This window comes from Microvirga sp. 2MCAF38 (genome assembly GCF_052115485.1).
In the GTDB taxonomy this organism is placed as follows: domain Bacteria; phylum Pseudomonadota; class Alphaproteobacteria; order Rhizobiales; family Beijerinckiaceae; genus Microvirga.
The window spans coordinates 834,330-858,658 of sequence record NZ_JBFRGU010000001.1; the positions used below are offsets into that span (position 1 = coordinate 834,330).

Genomic DNA, 24,329 nt, shown 5'->3' on the forward strand with positions numbered 1-24,329 from the left:
TTGAAACATGATCGGGCTCCCTTTTCTAATGGCGCATGATCTTTCCGAAAAACCGGACTCCACTTTTTCGGATCATGTGCTAAGCCGTCACCGGCCCGGTCGTGGGCTCGATATTGACAAGGAATGCCTTGTATTCAGGTGTCTCGATATTGGCGTCGCCGACGAAAGGCGTGAGCGAGTTCGGGCCCCAACCCTTCCTCGCCTGTCCCATGAAGCCCCAGTGCAGCGGAATGCCGACCACGTGCACGACCTTGCCGTCACACATCATCGGCTTGATGCGCTTGGTCACGACCGCCTTGGCCTTGACCTCACCGCGTTTCGACCACACCCGCACCCATGAACCGCCCGTGATGCCCTTCTCTTTCGCGAGCTCTTCGGAAATCTCCACAAAGAACTCCGGTTGAAGCACGGCATTCACCTTGTTGTGCTTCGTCCAGTAGTGGAAATGCTCGGTCAGCCGATAAGAAGTCGCCGCATAAGGAAATTCCTCCGACGTGGCGAATTGCGCCACATCGTCCTGGAAGATGCGCGCCACCGGGTTGCCGCGAATTTTCGGTGCAACCACGTTGGCGATCGGTGCTTCGAACGGCTCGTAATGGACCGGGAACGGCCCATCGCGCATGAGCCCGCGAGCGAACAGCCGCGCCGTTCCTTCCTGGTTCATGATGAAGGGACCGACCACATCGGGCTTCGCGTTCGGCGCGATGTCCGGCACATCGTAGCCGGACCATTTCGTGCCGTCCCACGAAATGAGTTTGCGCGTAGGATCCCATGGCTTGCCCTGAAGATCCGCCGAAGCGCGATTATAGAGAATGCGCCGGTTGAGCGGCCACGCGAAAGTCCAGTTCAGATAGGCGCCGGTATCGTCCGGATCCGAATTGTCGCGGCGGGCCATGTTGTTGCCGGCCTCGTTGTAGCAACCGGAATAGATCCAACAGCCACTGGCCGTCGAGCCATCATCGCGCAGCACCGAGAAGTTCACGACCTGCTTGCCCTTTTCGAGCACGACCTTGGTCGGGTCCGCCGGATCGTAGAGCGTCTCCACGGCATAGCCATTGATCTCCTTTGCCAATTCATCCGCCGTCGGCTCGTCCGGGTTCTTGTAGTTCCAGGTGAGTTGGAGGATCGGGTCGGGATAGGCTCCACCCTCTTTCTCATAGAGCGCGCGCAGGCGACGATAGATCTGTCCCATGATCCAGTTATCGTTCTTCGTCTCGCCGGGAGGCGTGCCGCCTGCCCAATGCCATTGCAGCCATCGGCCGGAATTGGTGAGCGAACCGTCATCTTCCGCAAAACACGTGGCCGGAAGCTGGATCACCTCCGTCTGGATGGAAGCCGTGTCGACATCGTTGTAGATGCCGTGGTTCTCCCAGAAGCGTGAGGTTTCCGTGTCGAGCGGATCCATGGTCACGAGCCATTTCAGCTTCGAGAGCGCCTCCGTGATTTTCTTGCGATTCGGGAAGGCGAGCAGCGGGTTGAAGCCCTGGCAGAAGTAGCCGTTCACCATGCCCAGATGCATCATCTCGAAAGTGCGCAACACGTCATAAGCCGGCACGTCGAGCTTCGGCAGATAGTGATAGGCGAAGTCGTTCTGCGCGGTCGCGGCGTCTCCCCACATGGCCTTCTGGAAGCTGACAAAGAACTTCTTGTAGTTCTGCCAGTAGCTCGTCTGGTTTGGGCGTAGCGGCTTGAAGACGCGACTCGACATATAAGTTGTGAAATCGGCCTCCTTTTCCACCGGGATGTTGAGATAGCCCGGAAGCAAGTTCGACATCAGGCCTACATCGGTGAGACCCTGGATATTCGAGTGCCCGCGAAGGGCATTCATGCCCCCCCCACGCACACCGATATTGCCAAGGATCAATTGCAGCATCGCCATGGTGCGGATGTTCTGCGAGCCCTTGGAGTGCTGTGTCCAGCCGAGCGCGTACATCGACGTCATAGTCTTCGTCGGCGTCGAGCACTCGGAAATCATCTGCGCCACTTTCAGGAACTTATCCTTGGGCGTTCCGCAAATACGCTCCACCATCTCGGGCGTGTAGCGCGCCACATGCGCCTTCAGCATGTTCCAGACGCATCGCGGATTTTGCAGAGTTTCATCGACGACGGCAAAGCCGTCTGGCCCGATCTGGTATTCCCAGGTCGAGCGGTCATAGTCGCGTTTGCTCTCGTCATAACCTGTGAAGAGACCATCCTGATAGACAAGGCCCTCGTTCACCAGATAGGTCGCGTTCGTGAAGGCCTTCACGTATTCCCACTGCACCTTGTCGTTCAGCATGCAGTAATTGATGACGCCGAGCAGGAACGCGATGTCGGTCCCTTGCCGGATGGGTGCGTAGAAATCGGAGACGGAGGCTGAGCGGGTATAGCGCGGATCGACAACGATCAGCTTCGCGCCACGGTTGGCTTTCGCTTCCGTAACCCATTTGAAGCCGCACGGATGCGCTTCAGCGGCGTTGCCGCCCATGATCACCACGAGATCCGTGTTCCGAATATCGGTCCACGAGTTGGTCATCGCGCCTCGGCCAAATGTTGGGCCCAAACTGGACACCGTGGGGCCGTGTCAAACGCGCGCCTGATTATCGAATGCGACGATCCCTGTGCTGCGGACGACCTTGTAAGTCACATAAGCGGTTTCGTTGGTGGTGGCCGATGCGGCGAGGAAGCCCACCGTCGTCCAACGGTTGACCGGCACACCGGCCTTGTTGGCGGTGACGAAATTCGCGTCGCGGTCGTCCTTCATCAGGCGCACGACGCGATCGAGAGCTTGATCCCAGGAGATCCGCTCGAACTTGTCCGATCCAGGCTTGCGGAGCATGGGGTATTTCAGCCGCGTTTCGGCTTTCACGAAATCCTTGAGCGCAGCACCTTTGGGACAAAGCGTTCCGCGATTGGTGGGGTGGTCCGCATCGCCCTCGATATGGACGATGTCGGCAACCTCACCCTTCCGCAGGTCGCCCTTGGAATACATGATGATGCCGCAGGCAACCGAGCAATACGGGCAGGTATTGCGCGTCTCCATGGTATTGACGAGCTTGAAGGGTCTGATCGCAGCAGCCTGCGCCACTTCAAGATCCCCGAAGCCGAAAGCCCCGAGTGTGGTCCCCGCAACACCCACGCCGGCCGCCTTCAGGAAGCCGCGTCGTGAGAGTTCCATATTCATGGCAACCCTCCCTTCGTTTCTGCACTGCAGCGTCTATCGACCTGAATCTAGGTTAGTTTTAAGAATTTCCAGTGGCAAAGTGTCCAGCTGCTTTTGGGACATTCACCGCCTGCCAAGCTTTCTCCCCGCCTCGCGCGTATTGCGCGTATTGACGATCACGTCCCCCGCCACAGAATGAAGGCGTGTCCTTCACGACCGCTCCCGCGTTGCGGGGCTTCATGGCGTCTTTGCCGGAGCGCGCGATGTTTTCGCGGTCGCGGTTTTGTGAGGACGCTCGCAATCCTTCAAACCATTTCTTCACGAGCCACGCACCGGCGCGTCGCAGATCGCCTGCGCGGATAAGGCTCGTCCTCCAACGGGAGCTCTGCCCATGAAGACCCGTCGCGAAATACTCATGACCGGCGCCGCATTGTCCGCCTCTTTCGCGTTGCCGCGATCAACCTTTGCCGCTCCTGTCGCTGCCGAAGGGTGGCGGCAATTTGACGTCGTCACGAGCCTTGAGGTCGCTGCTCCTGCAGGTCGGTCGCAAGCCTGGATTCCCCTCGCCGGCTTCTCCGCGCGGAATTGGGCGCGAGCGGAAGGCGACACCTGGCAGACCAATGCCAGCTCAGCCGGAATTGTCGAGGACCCGGTCTACGGCGCGAAGATGCTTCATGCGATCTGGGATGAGGGAACGGTCGCGCCCATGATCGCCGTGACGAGCCGGTTTTCGACGCGCGACCGAGCCATCGACCTCACGGGCACCGGACAAGCAGAGGCTTTGAGCGAGGCTGAGCGTAAACTCAATCTCGCGCCCACGACTCTCATCCCCACCGACGGCGCAATCAAGGCGCTTTCCGACAAGATCACGACTGGCGCTGATGGAGAAATCGCCAAGGTTCGCGCCATCTACGAATGGATGGTCGAGAACACATTCCGTCGCGCCGCCACACGCGGCTGCGGCGAAGGCGATGTGGCCACTATGCTGAAGGTCAACGATTTCGGTGGCAAGTGCGCGGATCTCAACGGCCTCTTTATCGGGCTCGTGCGTGCAGCTGGTATTCCGGCGCGCGATATCTATGGTGTGCGCGTTGCACCCTCGAAACTCGGATACAAGAGCCTCGGTGCTAATTCCCCGACTATCACCAAAGCGCAGCATTGCCGCGCCGAGGTTTATTTCTCCGATCACGGTTGGGTGCCTATGGACCCGGCAGATGTGCGCAAGGTGATGCTGGAAGAAACGCCCGAAGGGCTGCCTCTCGACGCTCCGAGCGTAATCGCGGCACGCAAGATGCTCTTCGGCGCGTGGGAGGGAAACTGGCTGCCCTACAACACCGCGCATGACATCGCGCTTCCCGGCTCCCAAGGACCTGCCGTCGGCTTCCTCATGTACCCGCAGGTGGAGACCGCCGCCGGGCGGCTCGATTGCCTTTCGCCGGATCTGGTGAAGTACTCGATCACTGCGAACGAGGTGAATATCTGAGCGCGGCCTCACGGCGAGTTTGAGCGGGCAGCCTTCGCGTGTAAGCTCATCTCAACGCCTGCACAGAGGAGGTTGTCCGCTGCGCGCTTCGGAGGATGTTTCTACCGTCATCGTGCCATTCGACGAAGGCGATGCCTCGGCGGCAAGCCGCGCCGTGCCTGTCGAAACGGCAATCAATCTTATCTACGGCGGCCTCCCTTTCGCGGTCATGATGGCGACACCCACCGACCTTGAGGATTTCGCCTACGGCTTCAGTCTCACAGAAGGCATCGTCGAACACTCGGGCGACATCCGCGCCGTTCGGGTTGCAAAAGAAGAGCGCGGTTTGAGGCTTGAGATCGATCTCGTTTCCGAACGCCTCCACGCACATCTCGCAAGGCGACGAGCGCTCGCTGGCCGCACCGGGTGCGGCCTGTGCGGGATCGACGATCTCGCTGCCTTGCCAAGCTCCCGCTCTCCCGAGCATGCCGCACCGCGCTTGTCGGCGACCGCAATCGCTCGTGCGTTAACGGCCCTCGACGATGCGCAGCCGCTCAACCGCGAGACGCATGCCGTCCACGCCGCCGCCTGGGCCGACCTCGACGGTCGCCTCATCGTGGTGCGTGAAGATGTCGGCCGTCACAACGCTCTCGACAAACTCATCGGCGCTCTTTTGCGCTCGGGGACGCCCGCCAACGAAGGCTTCGTCATCGTCACAAGCCGCTGTTCGTTCGAACTCGTGGAAAAAGTCGCGGCCTTCGGCGCACGAACCCTCATTGCTATCTCGGCTCCGACATCCCTTGCCTTGGAACGCGCCCGCCAACACGACATAACTCTGATCGGCATCGCCCGGCGCGATAGCATGACGGTATTTCATGGACGAGAAAGAGTGACGGTCGACGCGATGATTTAGGAGAACGTACAAGGACCGGCGTCAGCAGAAACGGTCAAAACTTAGTTGAGCAGCCTGTTCTCGAAGACAGGAACGTCTCGGCAGAAGGGCCTTATTCGCTGGTATTCATCCACACCCCGCATTTGCGCTCGTTGGAATAGACAGACGATGGGGCCGAAATTCCAGTAAAATCAGGACCTTGCAAGCCATGCCCTTGCAAGGACGACCTCAGCCTCTCGATTTTTTGGAAAAGATTGGAGCGGGCGATGGGAATCGAACCCACGACATTCAGCTTGGGAAGCTGACGTTCTACCTCTGAACTACACCCGCAAACACTAACAATATCAGCAATTTAGGCGCCTCAGCGGATTTTGCTGAGGGCTTTATGTGCTATTTGTGTGCCCTTCGTTTTTAGCAAGATGGTAGCGATGGCGTCAAACGCATTCTCATGGATCCTTGCTCGGGAATAATTCCGAGGTCAGCGGCTACTCGAAGCTCGGAGGCGTGCGAGACGACCGTGCGCCCGAGCGACACCATCCACACCGCGCCTTATCGAAAAAAGCTCACTTGGATATCGGCGGCCCAGGCTGAACCGACAACGAGATGCACGAGGCAGGTCCCGACAAAATTGGGCTCGTCGCGAATGCGACGTGATATCTGAGATGGCTGCGTTTGAACGTATTCAATATGTCTCCCAAAGCCCCGGTGTCGCGAGTTCGATCAAGTGACCGTCCGGATCCCGGAAGTATAGACTGTGGCCGCCACGCGACCAGTCCACGTGACTCTCGATGTCGATGCCATGCGCTTCCAGTGAAGTCTCCCATTGAGGCAAGTCTTCGGTCGCCACGGCAAAGGCGATGTGCAAAGAGCCATCCCCGTCGTGCCCGGGGATGATCCCTCCGGGAATGGTCATCGCATTCGCCGACTCGCCGCGTTTGAAAAGCAAAAGAACGTTCCTGCCGTTCACATCGAAAGCGCACATCCGGTCGTTGGAAAGAAGAAGGCGAAGCTCCATGACCGTCGTATAGAACATCTTGGCTCGGTCGAGATCATCGACATAGAGCGCGGTTTCCAAGATCGCGTTCAGCTTCGGCATCCCACGGCTCCCGAACCTTCATTGTCTTTCCAGGCGAAGATACCACCCGAGGCACGGAAAACAATTTGGCATTGTGCGGGAAGGTCATTGCGCAATCATAGCCGTTGGCAAATCATGAAGCTGTTTTCCACGGAGCAGGCCATGCCGTTCAACATCGACCCTCTTATAGCGCTGGGTGTCGTCCTAGCCACGGCCACGACGGATGCGGCCTATGTCTTCTTCAACGCCGCCGTCGTCGCGCGGCATCGCTTCAGAGCCGCCAATTGGAGTGGAATCTGGTATCTGCTCTCGGCCTTCGCCGTCATCAGCTATACGGAACACGCGGTCTATGTGGTTTTCGCCGCCATCGGCTCTTGGATCGGGGCCTTCATGTCCGTCAGTTGGCTCGTGCGGGCCCCGCGGGCGCGGGGCTAAAGCGCCCTACTTGAAGTGCTTGGAAAGCTTCAGGCCTTGCGCCTGATAATTCGATCCGGCCCCCGACCCGTAGAGCGTCTTTGGGCGCTCAGCCATGCGCTCATAGACGAGGCGCCCGACGATCTGTCCATCTTCGAGGATGAAGGGCACGTCGCGGGAGCGAACTTCCAGCACCGCACGAGCCCCCTCGCCGCCTGCTGCCTCATGGCCGAAGCCTGGGTCGAAGAAGCCGGCGTAGTGAACCCTAAACTCGCCGACGAGCGGGTCGAACGGTACCATTTCGGCGGCGTAGTCCGGCGGCACGCGCACCGCCTCCTTCGAGGCGAGAATGTAGAACTGACCGGGATCCAGGATGAGAGTGCGGCTCGGATCCGCGTAAAGCGGCTCCCAAAAATCGTCAACGCGGCAGGATCCGGGCTTGTCCACGTCGACGAGCCCCGTATGGCGCTTGGCGCGGTAGCCAACGAGTTTATTCTCACCGAACCCTTCCAGATCGACGCTGACCGCCACGCCGCCCTGAATGGACGGCACGCTGGAGGTCACGACCGGATCTCGCCGGTGGAGGGCTAGAAGCTCCGCATCACTCAGGCGAAACTCGCCTTTGCGTAACCGCAACTGCGACAAACGAGTGCCCGTGCGGACTAGCACCGGGAAAGTGCGCGGCGATATTTCCGCATAGAGTGGGCCGGAATAGCCTGCGCCAATCGTGTCGAATTCCTGTGAGCGGTCAGTGATCACTCGGGTAAAAACGTCGATCCGGCCTGTCGAACTCTTGGGATTGGCGGATGCCGAAAGGTTAGCGGGGAGAATAAGCCCCTCCTGCAACTCGGCGATATAAACACTGCCGGTTTCGAGGATGGCGCCTGCCGACAGGTCGATTTCGTGGAAGCTCAGCCGCTCGAGCCGATCGTGCACGGTCCGCGTCGGGCCGGGCAGAAAGCTCGCACGAACCCGATAGGCACGCCGTCCAAGGCGTAGATCGAGGCTCGCCGGCTGGATTTGATCGGACGCGAAAGGCGTGTCCGTCTTGATCACGCCCGCTTCCGCGAGGCGTGCAATGGCATCAGCCGATTGGATACCGTCCTGCAACGCAACCATGTCTTCTTCCGCGCTTGATCTCCTTCCCTAGCTTAAATCAAGCGGTACGGCCAAGAGGCTTGCTTTAAATTCTCCCCATTCCTCTGCCTCCAGGGTGCGAAGAGCCGGCTGAGCCTGCTCCGATAGCACTGTGAGGACTTCGATGTCGCGGCTTACTGATTTGACGGGAAATAGCGATCGCCGTACCAAGGCGTCTCATGCTTTACCCTGCCTGTGAGAGGTTCGATGTATAAGGCCGTAACCCGCGGCATCAGCGTGACGGTAACCCCGCGTTTCATGCCCGAGGAATCCTCCCCGGAGGAAAGCCGCTATTTCTTTGCCTATACGGTCGAGATCATCAACACCGGCCGGGAGCGCGTGCAGTTGCGCGCACGCTATTGGAAAATCATCGATCAGTACGGGCGCATTCAGGAGGTGCGGGGTGCCGGAGTGGTGGGCGAGCAGCCCATTCTCGGCCCTGGCGAAAGCTATAACTACACCAGCGGCTGCCCGCTTGCGACGCCAAGCGGAACCATGCAGGGAAGTTACGTCATGGAAATGAGTTCGGGAGAAAGCTTCAGCGCGGAAATCCCGGCTTTCTCACTCGATAGCCCAGACCTGAAGAAGACCCTTCATTAAATCCAGGCCGGCGTGATCCTTCCGGAAGACCGGGTTCTGGCTTACGCTCTGAGACGGTATTGTTTCTGCCATTTAAGGGCCTCGACAGCAGCATTCTGCCATCGAGTCCCTTAGTCTGCGACGTCGTCGCCGGGTCCTAGATAACGAAAAATTTGTCGGCCTTGATCTTGAGATTCTTGTTCAAGGTTGCGATCTGGACTGCGGCTCCGCTCCCCGATCCATCAGCATCATACAGCAGTGCACCGGTCTTCTTGTTGTAGATGATCCTGTCATCAGCGTCGTGTGCCGCCGCTCCGGTCCAAAACATCTTCTTGTTCAGTTGGGCCGGGTTGGAGAGAGACCCTTTCTTACCGAGTTTCGGCATATATTTGTTTTCGAGATAAATGACGTCTTCCTTGATGTTGAAATCAGTGATTTTGTCGATATTCGTCTTCGACAATTTCGTGTTGAAGATGAAAGTGTCCTTACCATCTCCGCCTGTTAGCGTGTCCTTCCCGAGGCCGCCGGAAATAGTGTTGTCGCCAGCATTGCCAACGATGACATTCGCCAAACTATTGCCTGTCAATTTCAACGCATCGGAACCACTGGCGGTGAGATTTTCTATGTAGCTGCCCAGCGTCCAATCGATCGACGTGATGATTTTGTCGGTGTCGCCATCCCAGGTCTCGATGCATTTGTCGAGCAAGTTGTCGACGTAATAGATGGTGTTGTTCTTCGACGCCCAATCGTAGCCACCGACATCGTATCGGCACCAGCGCCACCGTCGAGCGTGTCGTTACCACCGCTTCCTTCGAGGTAGTCGTCGCCGCCTTTCCCGAAAAGCTGATCACTATAGGTGGTTCCGATGTAGTCGTCGCGATCTTCGGTGCCGTAAACGGTGACAGCGCTTTTACGCTCGTCGAGGATCTTTGACTTCACGGAATAGCCTGAGCTGTTTCCCTCCAACCAGTTTATGACGTAGCGACCATCCCGCAACACGCCAAAGGTCGGGTCGATCTGATTGGCAACGACTCCTGGTGTAAAGACGTCCGCAGACAGCGAGGAATACGGATTGCTGACGGAGCCGAAATAAATTTTCTCATTGTCAGCCTTTCCATAGGCCATGGCATAGGCATAGCCACCTCCAGGCAGTCCTTGAGCGACAGGCGCCTCGATCATGTTTCCTGCGGAGGGACCAAATTACAACTCCCGGTTCGTTATCAATCGCGCAGAAGTCGAGTTCGTAAAATTGACGCTGATGCGTCCGGCGACTAGGACCGTTGATGCTCGGCTCCACGGTCGGCCCTAAATTCGAGGACTCTCATGTCTCCCCACGGCCAGCGGCTGACGCCGCTTGAAATGCTGGCGAAGCTTGTCTCTTTCGATACCGATAGCGCGAAGTCGAACCTCGCGCTGATCGGTTTCGTGGAGGAATATCTCACGAGTTGGGGCGTGCCTTTTATTCGCGTGCCCAACGAAAAGGGTGACAAGGCGGCGCTTTACGCAACGGTCGGTCCGCAGGATCGGGGCGGTGTCGTGTTGTCGGGCCATACCGATGTGGTGCCGGTGACGGGTCAGAGCTGGACATCCGACCCCTATAGCCTGCGCATCGCCGATGGCCGTGCTTATGGGCGCGGTGCGGTCGATATGAAGGCTTTCGATGCGCTGGCTTTGGCGCTCGTCCCGGAATTCCTCGCAGCAAATCTCACGACGCCGATCCACATCATGCTCTCCTATGACGAGGAGACGACCTGCCTTGGCGTCATCGACACCATTCGCAAGCTTGGACACGAATTGCCGCTGCCGAAGGCCGCCATCGTCGGCGAACCGACCAATTTGGATGTGGTCGATGCGCACAAGAGCGTCGTAACCTTCACGACGACGGTGCATGGCCACGAGGCGCATTCGTCGAAGCCCTATCTCGGTGCAAGCGCAGTGATGACCGCGGCGGAACTCGTCGTCGAGCTCAATCGCATCGGCGACGAGATGATGAAGCGCGGCGACCCCAGCGGACGTTTCGACCCGCCCTACACCACGGTGCATGTGGGCGTGATCGCGGGTGGAACCGCCCGGAACATCATCTCGAAATCATGTGCGTTTCAGTGGGAGTTCCGCGGCCTGCCGAGTCTCGATCCGCAGGAGATTCCGACACGCCTCGATCACTTCGCGAAAGAGGTTGCACTGAAGCGCCTCAATCGCTTCGGTGATTTCGGGCGGATCGAAACGGTGCTTGAAGTCGCGGTTCCCGGTCTCGCGCCGGAGCCGGGCTCCGTCGCCGAAGTCCTGGCGCTGCGGCTTGCCGGGCGCAACCAGACGCAGACCGTTCCGTTCGGCACGGAAGCAGGTCACTACCAGGCGGCCGGCATTCCGACCGTCGTGTGTGGACCTGGCTCGATCAATCAGGCGCATCAGCCTGATGAGTACATTACGCTCGAGCAATTCGAGGCCGGCGCCGCCTTCATGCGCCGCCTCGCCGCGACTTGCGCGAATTCTTAGGACGCCCGGGGCCTTGAACGAAGAAGGCGCGGCCGGAAATAGGCATCTGCCTATTTCCACATTGAAAAACCGAAGTCGGAAACATCCGACTTCGGGGGCAAGCCCGACCGTGAGGATTCAGTCTTTTGAGCGTGCGATCTCGGATTCCACTTCCGCCGGATCGAGATCGTAGAAGCGCGAGCAGAACTCGCACGTAATGCCGATGCGGCCATTGTCGCCGACCATGTCGCGACGATCCTCAGCGGAGAAACGCAGCATCATGCCCATGACGCGCTCGTGCGAGCAGCGACATTCCTCGTGTACGTTCTGCTTCTCGAAAACGCGCACGCCGCGCTCGTGGAACAGGCGATAGAGAAGCCGCTCGCTCGACACGGTCGGATCGATCAATTCATGATCCTCGACCGTCTCAACGAGAGCTTTCGCCTCCGTCCAGGCATCATCTTCGGCCGTCGAAGAGTCATGCGCCTCATGGCCTTTCGGCACATCGCCGGGCGAGAGATCGGCTTGTCGCATCCGCTCCGGCGAGGTCGGCAAGAACTGGATCATGATCCCACCCGCGCGATAGGTGCGACGTCCTTCCTCGAACTGCTCGGCGACGGCGAGGCGCACACGCGTCGGAATTTGCTCCGACTGGCGGAAATATTGGTGCGCCGCCTCTTCGAAGCCCTGGCCCTCGAGTGCCACGACACCTTGATAGCGGCTGGTGTCAGAACCCTGGTCGATGGTCATCGCCAGATAGCCCGAACCGATCAAATCTCCGGTCTTGTGAGTGCCCGCGCCCAAGGCGTCGATCTTCACCTGATCGTATTGCGCCGTGGCGCGCACGCGATCAGGCGCATCGAAATCGACCACCACCATTTCGATGGGGCCATCCGTCTTGGTCTGGAGCTGGAAGCGTCCCTGGAACTTCAACGACGAGCCGAGAAGAACCGTCAGCGCCGTCGCCTCACCGAGAACGCGTGAGACCGCATCCGGATAGCCGTGCCGTGCCAGGATCGTGTCGATCGACGCACCCAGCCGCACAACGCGGCCACGCACGTCGAGCGGTTCGACGGAAAAGGGCAGAACGACGTCGTCGTTTCCTTCGAAAGGCGCAGAACTCATGCTCCGGCTTCTCCGAGGCACCACGCCAGAATACCCTTCTGCGCGTGAAGCCTGTTTTCGGCCTCGTCGAAGACAACCGATTGCGGACCATCCATGACCTCATCGGTCACTTCCTCACCGCGATGGGCAGGCAGGCAGTGCATGAAGATCGCGTCTTTGGCCGCCACGTTCATGAGCTGGCGGTTGACCTGGTAAGGCTTAAGCAGATTGTGCCGGCGGAACTCGTCCTCGTCGCCCATGGAGACCCAGCAATCGGTGACGATCACATCGGCTCCCTCGGCGGCTTCGAACGCATCCGTCGTCACGTTGACCTTTGCGCCTTCCTTGACCGCCCAGGCGAGAAGCTCCTTCTGCGGCGCCAATTCCGGCGGAGAGGCGATGTTGATCTGGAAATCGAGACGCGCCGCCGCATGAACCCACGAGGCCAGCACGTTGTTGGAATCGCCCGACCACGCGACTGTGCGGCCCTTGATGGGGCCGCGATGTTCCTCGAAGGTCATGACATCGGCCATGATCTGGCAAGGATGGGTCGATTTCGTGAGGCCGTTGATGACCGGGATCGACGCAGCCGAGGCAAGCTCGGCCACCATGGCGTGATCGAGCGTGCGGATCATGATGCCGTCCACATACCGTGAAAGAACGCGCGCGGTATCGGCGATGGTCTCGCCGCGACCGAGTTGCATTTCCGCGCCGGTCAGCATCAGCGTCTCACCACCGAGTTCGCGCATGCCCACATCGAACGAGACGCGCGTGCGGGTCGAGGGCTTGTCGAACACCATGGCGAGCACCTTGCCTTCAAGCGGGCGCTCCTTCTGACGCTCACCCTTGCGGTGCTTCGCCTTGATGGCAGCGCCGACATTCAGGACATGGCGAATTTCCGGCCCCGTGAAATCGCACAGGTCGAGAAAGTGACGGACATTATCGGTGGTCATTCGGCAGCTCCCCGCTGCGAGATGGTTTTCAAGTGAGATTCAATGGCAACGCAGGCCGCATCCATGCGCTGGAAGGCTTCCGTCACTTCCGTGTCCGAAATGATCAAGGGCGGCAAAAGACGCGTGACGTTGTCGCCGGCGGCGATCACGATCAGCTTTTCGTTGCGGGCGGCCGTGATGAAGTCGGTATTAGGGACGTGGGTTCGCAGGCCCATCAGGAGCCCTTGGCCACGCACTTCGGCGATCACAGCGGGATGACGATCCTTCAATTCTGCGAGACGCTGCTTGAGAAGAAGACCGACCTTCTGCACGTGCTCCAGAAAACCGGGTTCGAGGATCACATCGAGCACGGCGTTGCCCACCGCCATGGCGAGCGGATTGCCGCCGAAGGTGGTGCCGTGGGAGCCAGCCGTCATACCCGATGCAGCTTTCGTTGTCGCAAGGCATGCGCCCATGGGGAAACCACCGCCGATGCCTTTGGCGACGCTCATGATATCCGGCGCGATCCCAGTCCATTCATAAGCGAAGAGCTTGCCGGTGCGTCCAACGCCGGTCTGGATCTCGTCGAAGATCAAGAGAAGGTCATGCTGGTCGCACAACGCGCGCAGCTCGCGCAGGAAGGCATTCGACACGGGCCGGACGCCGCCCTCGCCCTGGATCGGCTCGATCATCAAAGCAGCCGTCGCAGGGCCAATGGCTTTTTTCAAGGCCTCGATATCGTCGAAGGGTACCTGATCGAAGCCCTCGACCTTTGGTCCGAAGCCCTCCAGGTATTTCGCCTGTCCACCGGCGGCAATTGTGGCGAGAGTGCGGCCGTGGAAGGCGCCTTCGAAGGTTATCACCCGAAAACGCTCGGGATTCCCCTTCGCCGCGTGATACTTGCGCGCCATCTTGATGGCCGCTTCATTGGCTTCCGCGCCGGAATTGGTGAAGAACACCACGTCGGCGAAGGTGTTCTCCGCAAGGCGCTGCGCCAGCCGCTCGCCCTCGGGGATCTGATAAAGATTGGACGTATGCCAGATCTTTCCCGCTTGCTCGGTCAAAGCTTTGATCAGGTGAGGATTGGCGTGGCCTAAGGCGTTGACGGCAATGCCGGCCCCGAAATCGAGATATCGCTGCCCATCTCGGCCAAAGAGCCAGGCTCCCTCTCCCCTTTCGAAGGATAGGTCGGCGCGAGCAAAGATCGGCAGCAAATGCGATGTCACGGTGCGTCTCCGCATGAGGACCCAAGGTCGCACCTTGGGGCCAAAAAAAGAAAGCGCCGCCCAACCGGGGCGGCACGGTGGAGATTCTAGCGAGGCTAAACCCCTTGTCAATTCAAGAGAAATGAACTCAATGATCACGCGCGCCATATGGGTCGTGGCGAGTTTCCCTGGGGAAAACAGTTCGGTGAGGCCCGTGACTCTTGCGCCGGACTCCCCCCATAAGTAACTTCGGAGCCGTCGAGTACGGACATTCGTGCGGCGACTTTTACCCTCAAGAGCGACCACAATGGCGCGGTCGGACCCGTTCGTCCGCGACAGGTGGGGGATTCAAGGTTCGGTAGAAGTTGCCCCGGTGGAGAGTTGAAAATGATTGATGCGGGCGGAACATGGACTGACGAGCGGGTCGAACAGCTGAAAAAGCTGTGGTCCGATGGTTTAAGCGCGAGTCAGATCGCCGCGGAGATCGGCAACGTCACCCGCAATGCGGTGATCGGCAAGGTTCACCGCCTCGGCCTGTCAGGCCGCACCAAGACCGCGAAGCCGGCCGCGAATGGCACACCTGCCCGTGCGCGCAAGACCACCCGCGCACCGAGCGCGCCGACGCCCATCGCAGCTCCCATTCGCAGTAACGTTGTGATCGCACCGATTCCGGCAGCGATTGCCGCCTCGTCCGAAATCGAACTTCCGGTCATGGACGACTCTATCGCTCTGCCCACGTCCGAGCGCGTGACGATCATGGAACTGCGTGAATCCATGTGCCGCTGGCCCATGGGCGATCCGACGAAACCGGAATTCCGCTTCTGCGGCGCTCGCTCGAATCCGGGCGTCCCGTATTGCACCCATCACGCCCAGATCGCCTATCAGCCGGTGATCGATCGCCGTCGCGACAGGAAGCTGGCCCGCGCTTAAGGCGCGCAGATATTTCCCTGAATTAAAGAGGGCGTCCAGATTGTCTCTGGACGCCCTCTTTTCTTTTTGACGTTTATCAGGAAGCCAATTTTACTGAACGCGCGCGCTAGCTCGCGGCAGCTTCACCTCGGGCAAAGATCTCATCGAAGGAGTAGCCGGCGCCTCGAACCGTGCGGATCGGATCCGGCTTACCCGGCACGTTGACCGCTTTGCGCAGCCGCCCAACGTGGACATCGACGGTCCGCTCGTCGATGTAGACATCGTGGCCCCATACCGCGTTCAAAAGCTGCTCGCGGCTGAACACGCGCCCAGGACTCTGCATGAGGAATTCGAGAAGACGAAATTCCGTCGGGCCGAGATGGATCTCCCCATTGCCGCGTCGGACACGATGCGTTTCACGGTCAAGCTCCACGTCGCCCGCGATAAGGAGTGTCGCGATATGCGCGGGCTTCGTTCGCCGTAACAAAGCCCGGACCCGCGCCAGCAGCTCCGGCACCGAGAACGGCTTGACGATGTAATCGTCGGCACCCGTCGCAAGACCGCGCACGCGATCGCCCTCTTCGCCACGAGCCGTCAACATGATCACCGGCAGCCGCTCGGTCTCGGACCGCACACGAATACGGCGGCAGAGTTCGATCCCCGACAGGCCCGGCAGCATCCAGTCGAGCAGCACGAGGTCCGGCACCTGCTCGCGCAGACGGATCTCAGCCTCGTCGCCGCGGCTGACGCTATCCACCTCGTAGCCTTCCGCTTCGAGATTGTAGCGCAGGAGGAGAGTCAGCGGTTCCTCGTCCTCGACGATCAGAATGCGCGGTCCCATGCGTTATGCCCCCGTCGCGACGATGGTCGCGTCGATGGAACGGTCGTTCTTAGGGCGGTCGATGGCGAGTGTCTCACCCGTGACGAGGTAATGGATCGTCTCGGCGATATTCGTGGTGTGGTCGCCGATGCGTTCGATGTTCTTGGCGCAGAAGAGAAGATGCGTACAGTAGGAAATGTTGCGCGGATCTTCCATCATATACGTCAGCAACTCGCGGAAAAGCGAGGTGTAGAGCGCGTCGATTGCGCCGTCGCGCTTCCACACATCGAGTGCCCGCTCGGTATCCCGCTGTGCGTAGGCATCGAGCACGTCCTTCAATTGCGCGAGCACGAGATCGCTCATGTGTTGAAGGCCGACGACAATCTTTTGAGGCTGGAACTGACCCGCGATGGCCAGAGCGCGCTTGGCGATGTTCTTCGCAAGATCGCCGATCCGCTCCACATCACCCGAGACCCGAATGGCTGAGATCGTCTCACGCAGGTCGATGGCGAGCGGTTGCCGGCGGGCGATGGTGCTGATCGCGTTTTCCTCCACCTCGCGTTGCAACAGATCGAGCCGCGCGTCGGCGGCGATCACGGCCTGCGCAAGAGGAACATCACTGCGCACGAGCGCCGCGATGGCGTCGATCAGCATCTTTTCCGCGATGCCGCCCATCTCGGATATGCGGCGCCGAAGATCCTGAAGATCGGTGTCGTAGGAGCTGACGATATGCTCCGCCATGGAGAAGCCTCCGTTTGTAGAGCATGACCAGGGAAAGGAGCCCGGTTATCCATTAAGGTCATGCGGCAAATTAAAAGAGCTTCGATCAGCCGAAGCGGCCGGTGATGTAGTCCTGGGTCTGCTTTTGGTTCGGGTTCATGAACATCTTGTTCGTGGGCCCGAATTCGATCAACTCGCCCAGATACATGAAGGCGGTGAACTGCGAAATGCGTGCCGCCTGTTGCATGTTGTGAGTCACGATCACGATGGTGAACTCGGATCGCAATTGCTCGATCAGATCTTCGATCTTGCCCGTCGAAATCGGGTCGAGGGCGGAGGTCGGCTCATCGAGCAGGATCACCTCCGGCTTTTGCGCGATGGTGCGCGCAATGCAAAGGCGCTGCTGCTGACCACCGGACAGACCCATGCCCGATTGGCGCAGCTTGTCCTTGACCTCGTCCCACAGGGCCGCCTTGCGGAGCGCTTCCTCGACACGGGCCTCGAGATCGACCTTTCCGAGCTTCTCGTAGAGGCGGATCCCGAAGGCGATGTTGTCATAGATCGACATCGGGAAAGGGGTCGGCTTCTGGAAGACCATGCCGACGCGGGCGCGCAGCTCGTTCACATCGAGAGCGTTCGAGAGAATGTTCTGCCCGTCGAGCAGAATTTCGCCGTCGGCCCGCTGTTCGGGATAGAGGCTGTAGATGCGATTGAAGGTGCGCAGCAAGGTCGACTTGCCACAGCCGGACGGCCCGATGAGTGCCGTGACCTGGCGATCGTGAAAGTCGAGCGAGATGTCCTTCAGACCGCGGAAGTCACCATAGTAGAAGTTCAGGTTCTTGACGGCGATCCGTATCGGCGAGGCCATGTCGGCGGGCATGTGTCCGATAGCGGAGCTCGCGCTGATAGCGACGGGGTTCATCGGGCATTGTCCTTTTTCAGGAAGAGGCGCGCCACGACCGACAGCGCCAGGATCGACAAAGTGATGATGAGAGCGCCGGCCCAGGCCAGCTGACGCCAGTTTTCATAAGGCGAAAGAGCGAACTGGTAGATCATGACCGGCAGGTTGGCGACGCCGCCCATCAGGTTCGGCTTGAACCAGAAATTATTATTGAGCGCAGTGAACAGAAGTGGCGCGGTCTCGCCCGCGATGCGTGCGGTTGCGAGCAGCACGCCCGTCACCATGCCGGCGCGCGCTGCGCGCCAGGTGATGCTCATGATCACCGTCGAGAGCGGAGCGCCGAGAGCCGCACCCGCTTCGCGCAGCGATCCGGGCACGAGGCGCAGCATGTCTTCGGTCGTGCGAACGATCACCGGCACGGCGATGATCGCCAGCGCCACACCACCCGCCCAACCGGAATAGCTCCCCATGGGTTTCACCATGAGCGTGTAGACGAAAAGGCCGATCAGGATCGACGGCGCGGCGAGCAAGATGTCGTTGATGAAACGAATGATCTCGGCGAGCTTAGACCCCTTGCCGTATTCCGCGAGATAGGTTCCAGCCAGAACGCCGATAGGCGTTGCAACCGCAATGCCGAGAACGGTGAGGACCAGGCTCCCGAGAAGAGCGTTGGCGATACCGCCGCCTTTCGTGCCGGGCCCCGGCGTTGTCGCTATGAAGATCGAAGGCGAAAGCGCAGTGATACCTTCATAAAGCAACATCAGCAGGATCCACCCCAGTACGAAAACACCGAGTGCGGTGAACAGCGTGCAAATGACCCGAAGCGCACGATCCGCCACATAGCGGCCGCGCCGAACACGTCCCCAAGGAGCGGGCTTCGTCTGACTTTGTTGCAAGGCCACGTCCATTGAACGGCTCTCCTCAGCGAGTCTGCACGCGTGCGATCAGCAACCGCGCGAGAACAAGGACTGCGAATGTGACCAGAAACAGAATGCAGCCCAAGGCCATCAATGCATTGAGCTGAAGCCCGATAGCCTCGTTGAACTCGTTGGCAATCCGCGATGCGATTGTGGAGCCCGGATCGAACAGGGATCCCGACAGGCGGTTCGCATTACCGATGACGAAAGTCACCGCCATGGTCTCGCCGAGCGCACGGCCGAGGCCGAGCATGATCGCGCCGATGATGCTCACGCCGGCCTGCGGTACCAGGACGTGACGCACGACTTCCCAGGTGGTGCAGCCGATGCCATAGGCGCTCTCACGTAGGATCGTGGGAATCTGATCGAGGATGTCGCGCGTAATGGACGCAACGAACGGGATGATCATGATGGCCAGGATGATGCCGGCTGTCAGCACGCCGACGCCCGAAGGAACGCGGGCGTAGAGAATGGTACCGAAGATCGGCAGCCCTTCGACAATCTTGGAAACCGGGATCTGGACGAATTTCGCAAAGAGCGGAGCGAAGACGAAGAGGCCCCACATGCCGTAGATGATGCTCGGCACCGCCGCGAGAAGCTCGATGGTGGTCGAAACCGGACGGCGGAGCCAAGGGGGGCAGAGCTGCGTCAGGAAGATCGCGATACCGATGGAGACCGGAACGCCGATCACGAGCGCGATAAGAGCTGTCGTGAGAGTGCCAACAATGGCAACGAAGGCGCCATATTGGTCCTTCTGTACATCCCAGACGCTCGACGTGATGAAACCGGGACCGAATTCGACGAAAGCTGGCAAGCCGCCGTATATCATCGAGCCGATGATGCCCGCGAGAACGATCAACACTAGGAGCGCCGAGGCGAGGCTGGCGAGCCGGAAGACTTTGTCGAAGTTCGATTGGGACGAACGGCGCGAAGGACGATCCATGCTCATGACGAATTGTTTCTGAGACAGAGCCACCATCACCGATCACTCCCAAAGGTTCTAGAGCATGAGCCGGCGAAATGGAGACCAGTTCGCCCAAAGGATCATACGGTAGGACAGGAAGAGCATGACCCTGCCTCGGCGGCAGGGTCACACTCGAAGTCAGAGTTATTTCTTGAGAAGCGGCTGGCCCGCCTTGTCCTTGATCTCGGCCCAGCTGGCGCGAACCTGATCCTTGAGCGCGGCAGGAAGCGGCACGTAGTCGAGTTCGACAGCCTGGTTATCGCCCTTGGCGAAAGCCCAGTTGAAGAACTTCAAAGCTTCAGCCACCTGCTCCGGCTTCTCGGGGTTCTTGTAGACCAGGATGAAGGTCGGAGCCGTGATCGGCCAGGCTTCATCGCCGGACTGGTCGGTCAGGGAGATGCCGAAGCCGGGAGCCGACTTCCAATCCGCGCCAGCAGCAGCAGCCTGGAACGTCTTGGCTTCAGGAGCCACGAACTTGCCGCTCTTGTTCTTGAGCTGAGCATAGGGAATGGCGTTCTGCTTGGCGTAGGCATATTCCACGTAACCGATGGAGTTCGGTACCTGCTTCACGAGTGCCGCAACGCCCTCGTTGCCTTTGCCGCCTTGGCCCGTTGGCCACTGCACGGAAGCGCCAGCGCCCGGGCCAGTCTTCCAGCCGTCGGAAACCTGCGACAAATAGGTTGTGAAGACGCTGGTGGTGCCCGATCCGTCCGAACGGTAGACCGGCGTGATCGTTGCGTCGGAGAGCTTAACGCCCTGATTGAGCCCAGCGATCTTCGCGTCGTTCCACTTGGTGATCTTGCCGGCGTAGATGTCGGCGAGAACGTCACCCGTCAGCTTCAGCTGGCCGGAGGCAACGCCTTCGATGTTATAAACGGCGACAACACCGCCCATGACCATCGGGAACTGGAGAAGACCGTCCTTCTCGAGCTCGTCACCCTTCAGCGGGGCGTCCGTGGCGCCGAAATCGACCGTCTTGGCGCGAATCTGGCGGATGCCGCCGCTCGAACCGATGGATTGATAGTTGAGACGGTTTTCCGTCTCTTTCTGGTAGCTCTCGGCCCATTTCGCGTAGATCGGGAACGGGAAGGTCGCGCCGGCGCCAGTGATTTCAGCGGCTTTGAGGGGGCTCGACAGCGAAGCGGCAGCAAGGCCCGCCAGGAACGCATAGGATAAGAATTTCACGGAACGTCTCCCTTTATCATCAGACGCGGCAGGCAGTCCGGGACCGCTGGGCATGCCGCTCGATCAGGAGCGCTAAGCCCTAGCCGTGTCGGGTCTACGACAGTTGAATGACACTTGGATGACAATGACCCGAAGACAGGATCGTTCGGCCCTTGTTGAACCTCGCGAACCGTTGATCTATCGTCGTTTCAAATTATACAAAGCTACGCTCGCGGCCCAGTTAGTAAGGCTCCGAACGGAGCGCGTAGGTTGTGAATGGCATCCACTCTTCATAATCCCCTCCCATGTGGTGCACCGCAGCCATGAATATGCCGGCCAAGACAGGTGGAAATCCGGGAGTTCTCTTCCCGGTGGGTGGCGGCGAGACCGGAGCGATGATCCGATCTTTCGACTGGTCCAAAACCAGTCTCGGCGGTCTGGAACGTTGGCCCCAGAGTCTTCGGTCCGTGATCGACTTTGCCCTCCACTCCCCTGTCCCCATCTTGACGTTGTGGGGAGCCGACGGGATCATGATCTACAATGATGCCTATTCAGCCTTCGCAGGCGACCGGCATCCCAAGTTGCTCGGCATGCCGGTGCTGGAGGGCTGGCCCGACTTGGCCGACTTCAACCGCCACGTCATGGGTGTCGGCCTGCGCGGAGGAACTCTGTCCTATCGCGATCACCATCTCGTCCTTTCCCGAAACGGCATCAAGGAAGACGTCTGGGTGGATCTGAACTACAGCCCCATTCGGGACGAAAATGGGATGTCCGCAGGCGTCCTCGCCATCGTCGTCGAAACGACGGAACGGGTGTTGGCCGAGCAGCGCCTGGCGCAGCGCGACGAACAGATTCGATATGCCCTCGACGCGGCCGGCATGGTCGGAACCTGGGATTGGCATGTCGGGACCAACAAGTTCTATTCCGACGCCAAGTTTGCAACCATGTTTTCCGTCGACCCTGCCAAGGCGGCAAAAGGTGCGGAGATGGCCGAGTACATGGCCGGCATCCACCCTGATGACACGCAACGTGTCTGGGAGACCATCAGCGGAGCTATCGCGAATCGGGAAAAATATGCGCAGGAGTTCCGCTTGCGCCAGAAGGACGGGACGGTCCGCTGGATATTCGCACGTGGCGAATGCATCTACGATACTCAAGGCAACCCACTCCGCTTTCCCGGCGCGGTTGTCGATGTAACCGAACGAAAGCTCGTCGAAGATGCCTATCAGGAGAGCGAAGCGCGGCTTCGGGCCGTCTTCAATACGATTCCTATCGGCCTCGTCTTCGCCGAGGCTCCGTCAGGCCGCATCACCGACGCCAACTCAAGGGCAGCGGAAATCGTGGGGCATCCCGTCCCGCCTTCATCGGATTCCGAGACCGACGGTATGTGGATTTCCCACAGCGATACGGATGGCTCGGTCTCGATTGATGATGACCCTCTTTTCACCGCATTGACCCGTGGCGAAACGAACGAGAAGGAACTCCATTATCGCCGAGGAGACGGGACGCGCGCTTGGATCCGCCTGATCGGCGCCCCGGTCAAAAATGCCGATGGCCGAGTAAGAGGCGGTATCGCAACAATTATCGATATCGACCGGGAGAAAAAAACGGAACTCGCGCTCCGCGAAAGCGAAGCACGCTTCCGGGTGATGGCCGACAGCGCACCGGCGTTGATCTGGGCGACCGATCCCGAGAACCGGATCATCTTCGCAAACCGTCATTACGAACAGGTTTTCGGAATTTCCCCCCAGGGGCTCGGCGACGAGGCCTGGCGTACGGTGATCCATCCGGACGATGTCGAGGGGTTCTTCACCCTGTTCGCGAAGGCGAGCACGGCCCGCGCGAATTTCCGAGTCGATGCCCGTGTCTACGACAAACACAACAATACGCGTTGGCTTCGCTGTGAAGGTGTGCCCCGCTTCGACGGAGCCGGTACGTTCCTCGGCTATGTCGGCTGCAACGTTGACATCACGGAGTCCCGCATAGCCGCCGATGAACTGGAAGCCAAGATCGAGGAGCGAACCCGCGAGCGCGACTCACTTTGGCGCGTTTCACGCGATCTCTTTTGCGTCTTCGGTCGGGACGGCGGCTATCGAAGCGCCAATCCAGCCTGGAGGGAGGCTCTCGGATATTCTCAGGAAGATCTAGTCGGAAAAACGTATCTTGATCTCACTCATCCGGACGATGTGCCGAAACTAGCCAAATCCTTCGAGGTTCTGAAGCGTGAGGGGCTCGTCTATATCGACTTGCGCGTCCGCAACATCAACGGGACATATCGATGGTTCAGCTGGACCAGCGTCGCCGAGGGCGATCTGTTCTACGCGTCGGGGCGCGACATCACTGTTCGCAAGGAGCTCGAAGAACAACTGCGCCAATCGCAAAAGATGGAAGCCATCGGACAGCTGACCGGTGGCATCGCGCACGACTTCAACAATCTCCTGACAGGGGTCGTCGGCTCGCTCGAATTGATGCAGACCCGCATAGCGCAGGGGCGTCTGGAGAGCATCGACCGCTACATAAACGCCGCTATGTCCTCCGCGAACAGAGCGGCCGCGCTGACCCATCGCCTGCTCGCCTTTGCGCGCCGTCAGCCGCTGGATCCGAAACCCGTCGCGCTGAATCATCTCGTCGCATCGATGGAAGATCTCGTGCGCCGCACGATGGGCGAGGCGATCGAGGTCGAGCTCGTCTGCGCCGACGATCTCTGGCTGACATTGTGCGATCCGAACCAGTTGGAAAACGCTCTTCTCAATCTCGTCATCAATGCACGAGACGCGATGTCCGGTGCCGGAGCGTTGACGATCCACATGGAGAATGTCGTTCTCGACGAAATTTATGTAGCGGGCCATCGCGACGCAGAGCCCGGCCAATACGTCACGCTTTGCGTCACCGATACGGGCGCGGGCATGTCTCCGGATACGGTAGCGCGCGCCTTTGATCCGTTCTTCACTACGAAGCCGATTGGACAGGGCACAGGGCTCGGCCTTTCAATGGTTTACGGTTTCGCAAAGCAATCGGAAGGACAGGTCGTCATCGATTCCGAGGTAGCGAAGGGCACTTCCGTCCGCATTTTCCTGCCGCGCTACGACGGGCCGGCTGAGGAAGCCGCCCCTTCCGATAAGCAAGCGGCTGCGTCAAAAACTGACACTGGTGAAACTGTTCTCGTCGTCGAGGACGAGCCGGTTGTGCGTGGGCTCATCGTCGACGTTCTTGAGGACCTCGGCTATCGGGCTTTGCAAGCGGCGGATGGGCCGTCCGGCTTGAAGATTCTCGAAGCCGCGGGGCATATCGATTTGCTCGTGACGGATATTGGCTTGCCTGGGATGAACGGGCGGCAACTTGCCGATCACGCTCGCAAATATCGCCCGGATCTCAAAATTCTCTTCATAACCGGTTATGCCGAGAACGCCGCCATCGCCTCGGGTTTTCTCGAAGTGGGCATGGAAATGATTACGAAGCCGTTCCCCATCGAGGTGCTCACAAAGCGCATTCGTGACATGATCGAAGGCGCTTGATC

Annotated in this window: 21 protein-coding genes and 1 tRNA gene; 7 read left to right on the top strand and 15 right to left on the bottom strand. The window is 59.6% G+C overall.

Translation table 11 applies throughout. From position 1 onward, the window contains the following. Positions 1-79: 79 nt before the first annotated feature. Positions 80-3,163: a formate dehydrogenase-N subunit alpha gene (gene fdnG / locus AB4072_RS03910; protein ID WP_441965584.1), complete on the bottom strand. Its 3,084-nt coding sequence runs from the start codon at positions 3,161-3,163 to the stop codon at positions 80-82. 370 nt (positions 3,164-3,533) lie between these two features. Here fdnG and AB4072_RS03915 point away from each other — a divergent pair, with 370 nt between their 5' ends. Together AB4072_RS03915 and fdhD are read left to right on the top strand one after the other, a co-directional pair. Continuing rightward, the gene (locus AB4072_RS03915) at positions 3,534-4,625 is read left to right on the top strand and encodes a transglutaminase-like domain-containing protein (RefSeq protein WP_441965585.1); all 1,092 of its coding nucleotides are present in this window, start codon (positions 3,534-3,536) and stop codon (positions 4,623-4,625) included. A 58-nt stretch (positions 4,626-4,683) separates the two neighbouring features. Continuing rightward, positions 4,684-5,517: a formate dehydrogenase accessory sulfurtransferase FdhD gene (fdhD, locus tag AB4072_RS03920; protein ID WP_441965736.1), complete on the top strand. Its 834-nt coding sequence runs from the start codon at positions 4,684-4,686 to the stop codon at positions 5,515-5,517. Positions 5,518-5,751: 234 nt separating this feature from the next. On the opposite strand, the gene AB4072_RS03925 is transcribed toward fdhD, so the two are convergent. Together AB4072_RS03925 and AB4072_RS03930 are read right to left on the bottom strand one after the other, a co-directional pair. Further along, positions 5,752-5,826, bottom strand: a tRNA-Gly gene (locus AB4072_RS03925). A gap of 352 nt (positions 5,827-6,178) precedes the next feature. Beyond that, complete coding sequence (locus AB4072_RS03930; protein WP_441965586.1) at positions 6,179-6,592, bottom strand: VOC family protein; 414 nt, start codon at positions 6,590-6,592, stop codon at positions 6,179-6,181. A gap of 114 nt (positions 6,593-6,706) precedes the next feature. Here AB4072_RS03930 and AB4072_RS03935 point away from each other — a divergent pair, with 114 nt between their 5' ends. After that, on the top strand, positions 6,707-7,006 hold the full coding sequence (locus AB4072_RS03935; RefSeq protein ID WP_441965587.1) for a hypothetical protein: 300 nt from the start codon (positions 6,707-6,709) through the stop codon (positions 7,004-7,006). A 6-nt stretch (positions 7,007-7,012) separates the two neighbouring features. On the opposite strand, the gene AB4072_RS03940 is transcribed toward AB4072_RS03935, so the two are convergent. Continuing rightward, positions 7,013-8,104, bottom strand: a complete 1,092-nt coding sequence (locus AB4072_RS03940) for a 2'-deoxycytidine 5'-triphosphate deaminase (RefSeq protein ID WP_441965588.1) — start codon at positions 8,102-8,104, stop codon at positions 7,013-7,015. 225 nt (positions 8,105-8,329) lie between these two features. Between AB4072_RS03940 and apaG the strand changes: the two genes are divergently transcribed. Next, on the top strand, positions 8,330-8,722 hold the full coding sequence (gene apaG, locus AB4072_RS03945; protein WP_441965589.1) for a Co2+/Mg2+ efflux protein ApaG: 393 nt from the start codon (positions 8,330-8,332) through the stop codon (positions 8,720-8,722). 136 nt (positions 8,723-8,858) lie between these two features. Here apaG and AB4072_RS03950 read toward each other — a convergent pair whose 3' ends face one another. Together AB4072_RS03950 and AB4072_RS03955 are read right to left on the bottom strand one after the other, a co-directional pair. Beyond that, entirely contained in the window at positions 8,859-9,407 is a 549-nt protein-coding gene (locus AB4072_RS03950; RefSeq protein WP_441965590.1) for a M10 family metallopeptidase C-terminal domain-containing protein, read from the bottom strand. Then, entirely contained in the window at positions 9,323-9,880 is a 558-nt protein-coding gene (locus tag AB4072_RS03955) for a hypothetical protein (protein ID WP_441965591.1), read from the bottom strand. The genes AB4072_RS03950 and AB4072_RS03955 overlap by 85 nt, the downstream gene beginning before the upstream one ends. Positions 9,881-10,024: 144 nt before the next feature. On the opposite strand from AB4072_RS03955, the gene argE reads away from it, so the two are divergent. After that, positions 10,025-11,197: an acetylornithine deacetylase gene (gene argE / locus AB4072_RS03960; RefSeq protein ID WP_441965592.1), complete on the top strand. Its 1,173-nt coding sequence runs from the start codon at positions 10,025-10,027 to the stop codon at positions 11,195-11,197. 117 nt (positions 11,198-11,314) lie between these two features. Here the strand turns inward: argE and AB4072_RS03965 are convergent, their stop codons facing one another. From AB4072_RS03965 to AB4072_RS03975, 3 genes are read right to left on the bottom strand one after another with little or no spacing between them, the layout of a single operon-like run. Continuing rightward, positions 11,315-12,301 carry an Hsp33 family molecular chaperone gene (locus AB4072_RS03965; RefSeq protein ID WP_441965593.1) on the bottom strand — a complete coding sequence of 329 codons (987 nt, stop codon included), beginning with the start codon at positions 12,299-12,301 and terminating at the stop codon, positions 11,315-11,317. Further along, a complete protein-coding gene (argF, locus tag AB4072_RS03970; protein WP_441965594.1) occupies positions 12,298-13,233 on the bottom strand; it encodes an ornithine carbamoyltransferase in 936 nt (311 codons plus the stop codon). Before argF ends, AB4072_RS03965 begins: the two co-directional genes overlap by 4 nt. Then, a complete protein-coding gene (locus tag AB4072_RS03975; protein WP_441965595.1) occupies positions 13,230-14,438 on the bottom strand; it encodes an aspartate aminotransferase family protein in 1,209 nt (402 codons plus the stop codon). Before AB4072_RS03975 ends, argF begins: the two co-directional genes overlap by 4 nt. Before the next feature lie 366 nt (positions 14,439-14,804). Between AB4072_RS03975 and AB4072_RS03980 the strand changes: the two genes are divergently transcribed. Then, positions 14,805-15,347 (top strand): GcrA family cell cycle regulator, encoded by a 543-nt coding sequence (locus AB4072_RS03980; RefSeq protein WP_441965596.1) that lies wholly within the window; start codon positions 14,805-14,807, stop codon positions 15,345-15,347. Positions 15,348-15,453: 106 nt separating this feature from the next. Here AB4072_RS03980 and phoB read toward each other — a convergent pair whose 3' ends face one another. The 6 genes from phoB to pstS all read right to left on the bottom strand — a co-directional run bounded on the left by phoB (position 15,454) and on the right by pstS (position 20,833). Continuing rightward, positions 15,454-16,167 carry a phosphate regulon transcriptional regulator PhoB gene (gene phoB / locus AB4072_RS03985; protein ID WP_441965597.1) on the bottom strand — a complete coding sequence of 238 codons (714 nt, stop codon included), beginning with the start codon at positions 16,165-16,167 and terminating at the stop codon, positions 15,454-15,456. 3 nt (positions 16,168-16,170) lie between these two features. Beyond that, positions 16,171-16,887 carry a phosphate signaling complex protein PhoU gene (phoU, locus tag AB4072_RS03990; protein WP_441965598.1) on the bottom strand — a complete coding sequence of 239 codons (717 nt, stop codon included), beginning with the start codon at positions 16,885-16,887 and terminating at the stop codon, positions 16,171-16,173. 85 nt (positions 16,888-16,972) lie between these two features. Next, positions 16,973-17,746 carry a phosphate ABC transporter ATP-binding protein PstB gene (pstB, locus tag AB4072_RS03995; protein WP_441965738.1) on the bottom strand — a complete coding sequence of 258 codons (774 nt, stop codon included), beginning with the start codon at positions 17,744-17,746 and terminating at the stop codon, positions 16,973-16,975. A 38-nt stretch (positions 17,747-17,784) separates the two neighbouring features. Then, on the bottom strand, positions 17,785-18,675 hold the full coding sequence (pstA, locus tag AB4072_RS04000; protein WP_441965599.1) for a phosphate ABC transporter permease PstA: 891 nt from the start codon (positions 18,673-18,675) through the stop codon (positions 17,785-17,787). 13 nt (positions 18,676-18,688) lie between these two features. Next, positions 18,689-19,627, bottom strand: a complete 939-nt coding sequence (gene pstC, locus AB4072_RS04005; RefSeq protein ID WP_441965740.1) for a phosphate ABC transporter permease subunit PstC — start codon at positions 19,625-19,627, stop codon at positions 18,689-18,691. A gap of 165 nt (positions 19,628-19,792) precedes the next feature. Continuing rightward, a complete protein-coding gene (gene pstS / locus AB4072_RS04010; protein WP_441965600.1) occupies positions 19,793-20,833 on the bottom strand; it encodes a phosphate ABC transporter substrate-binding protein PstS in 1,041 nt (346 codons plus the stop codon). A 302-nt stretch (positions 20,834-21,135) separates the two neighbouring features. Between pstS and AB4072_RS04015 the strand changes: the two genes are divergently transcribed. Next, a complete protein-coding gene (locus tag AB4072_RS04015; protein WP_441965601.1) occupies positions 21,136-24,327 on the top strand; it encodes a PAS domain S-box protein in 3,192 nt (1,063 codons plus the stop codon). Positions 24,328-24,329 lie beyond the last annotated feature (2 nt).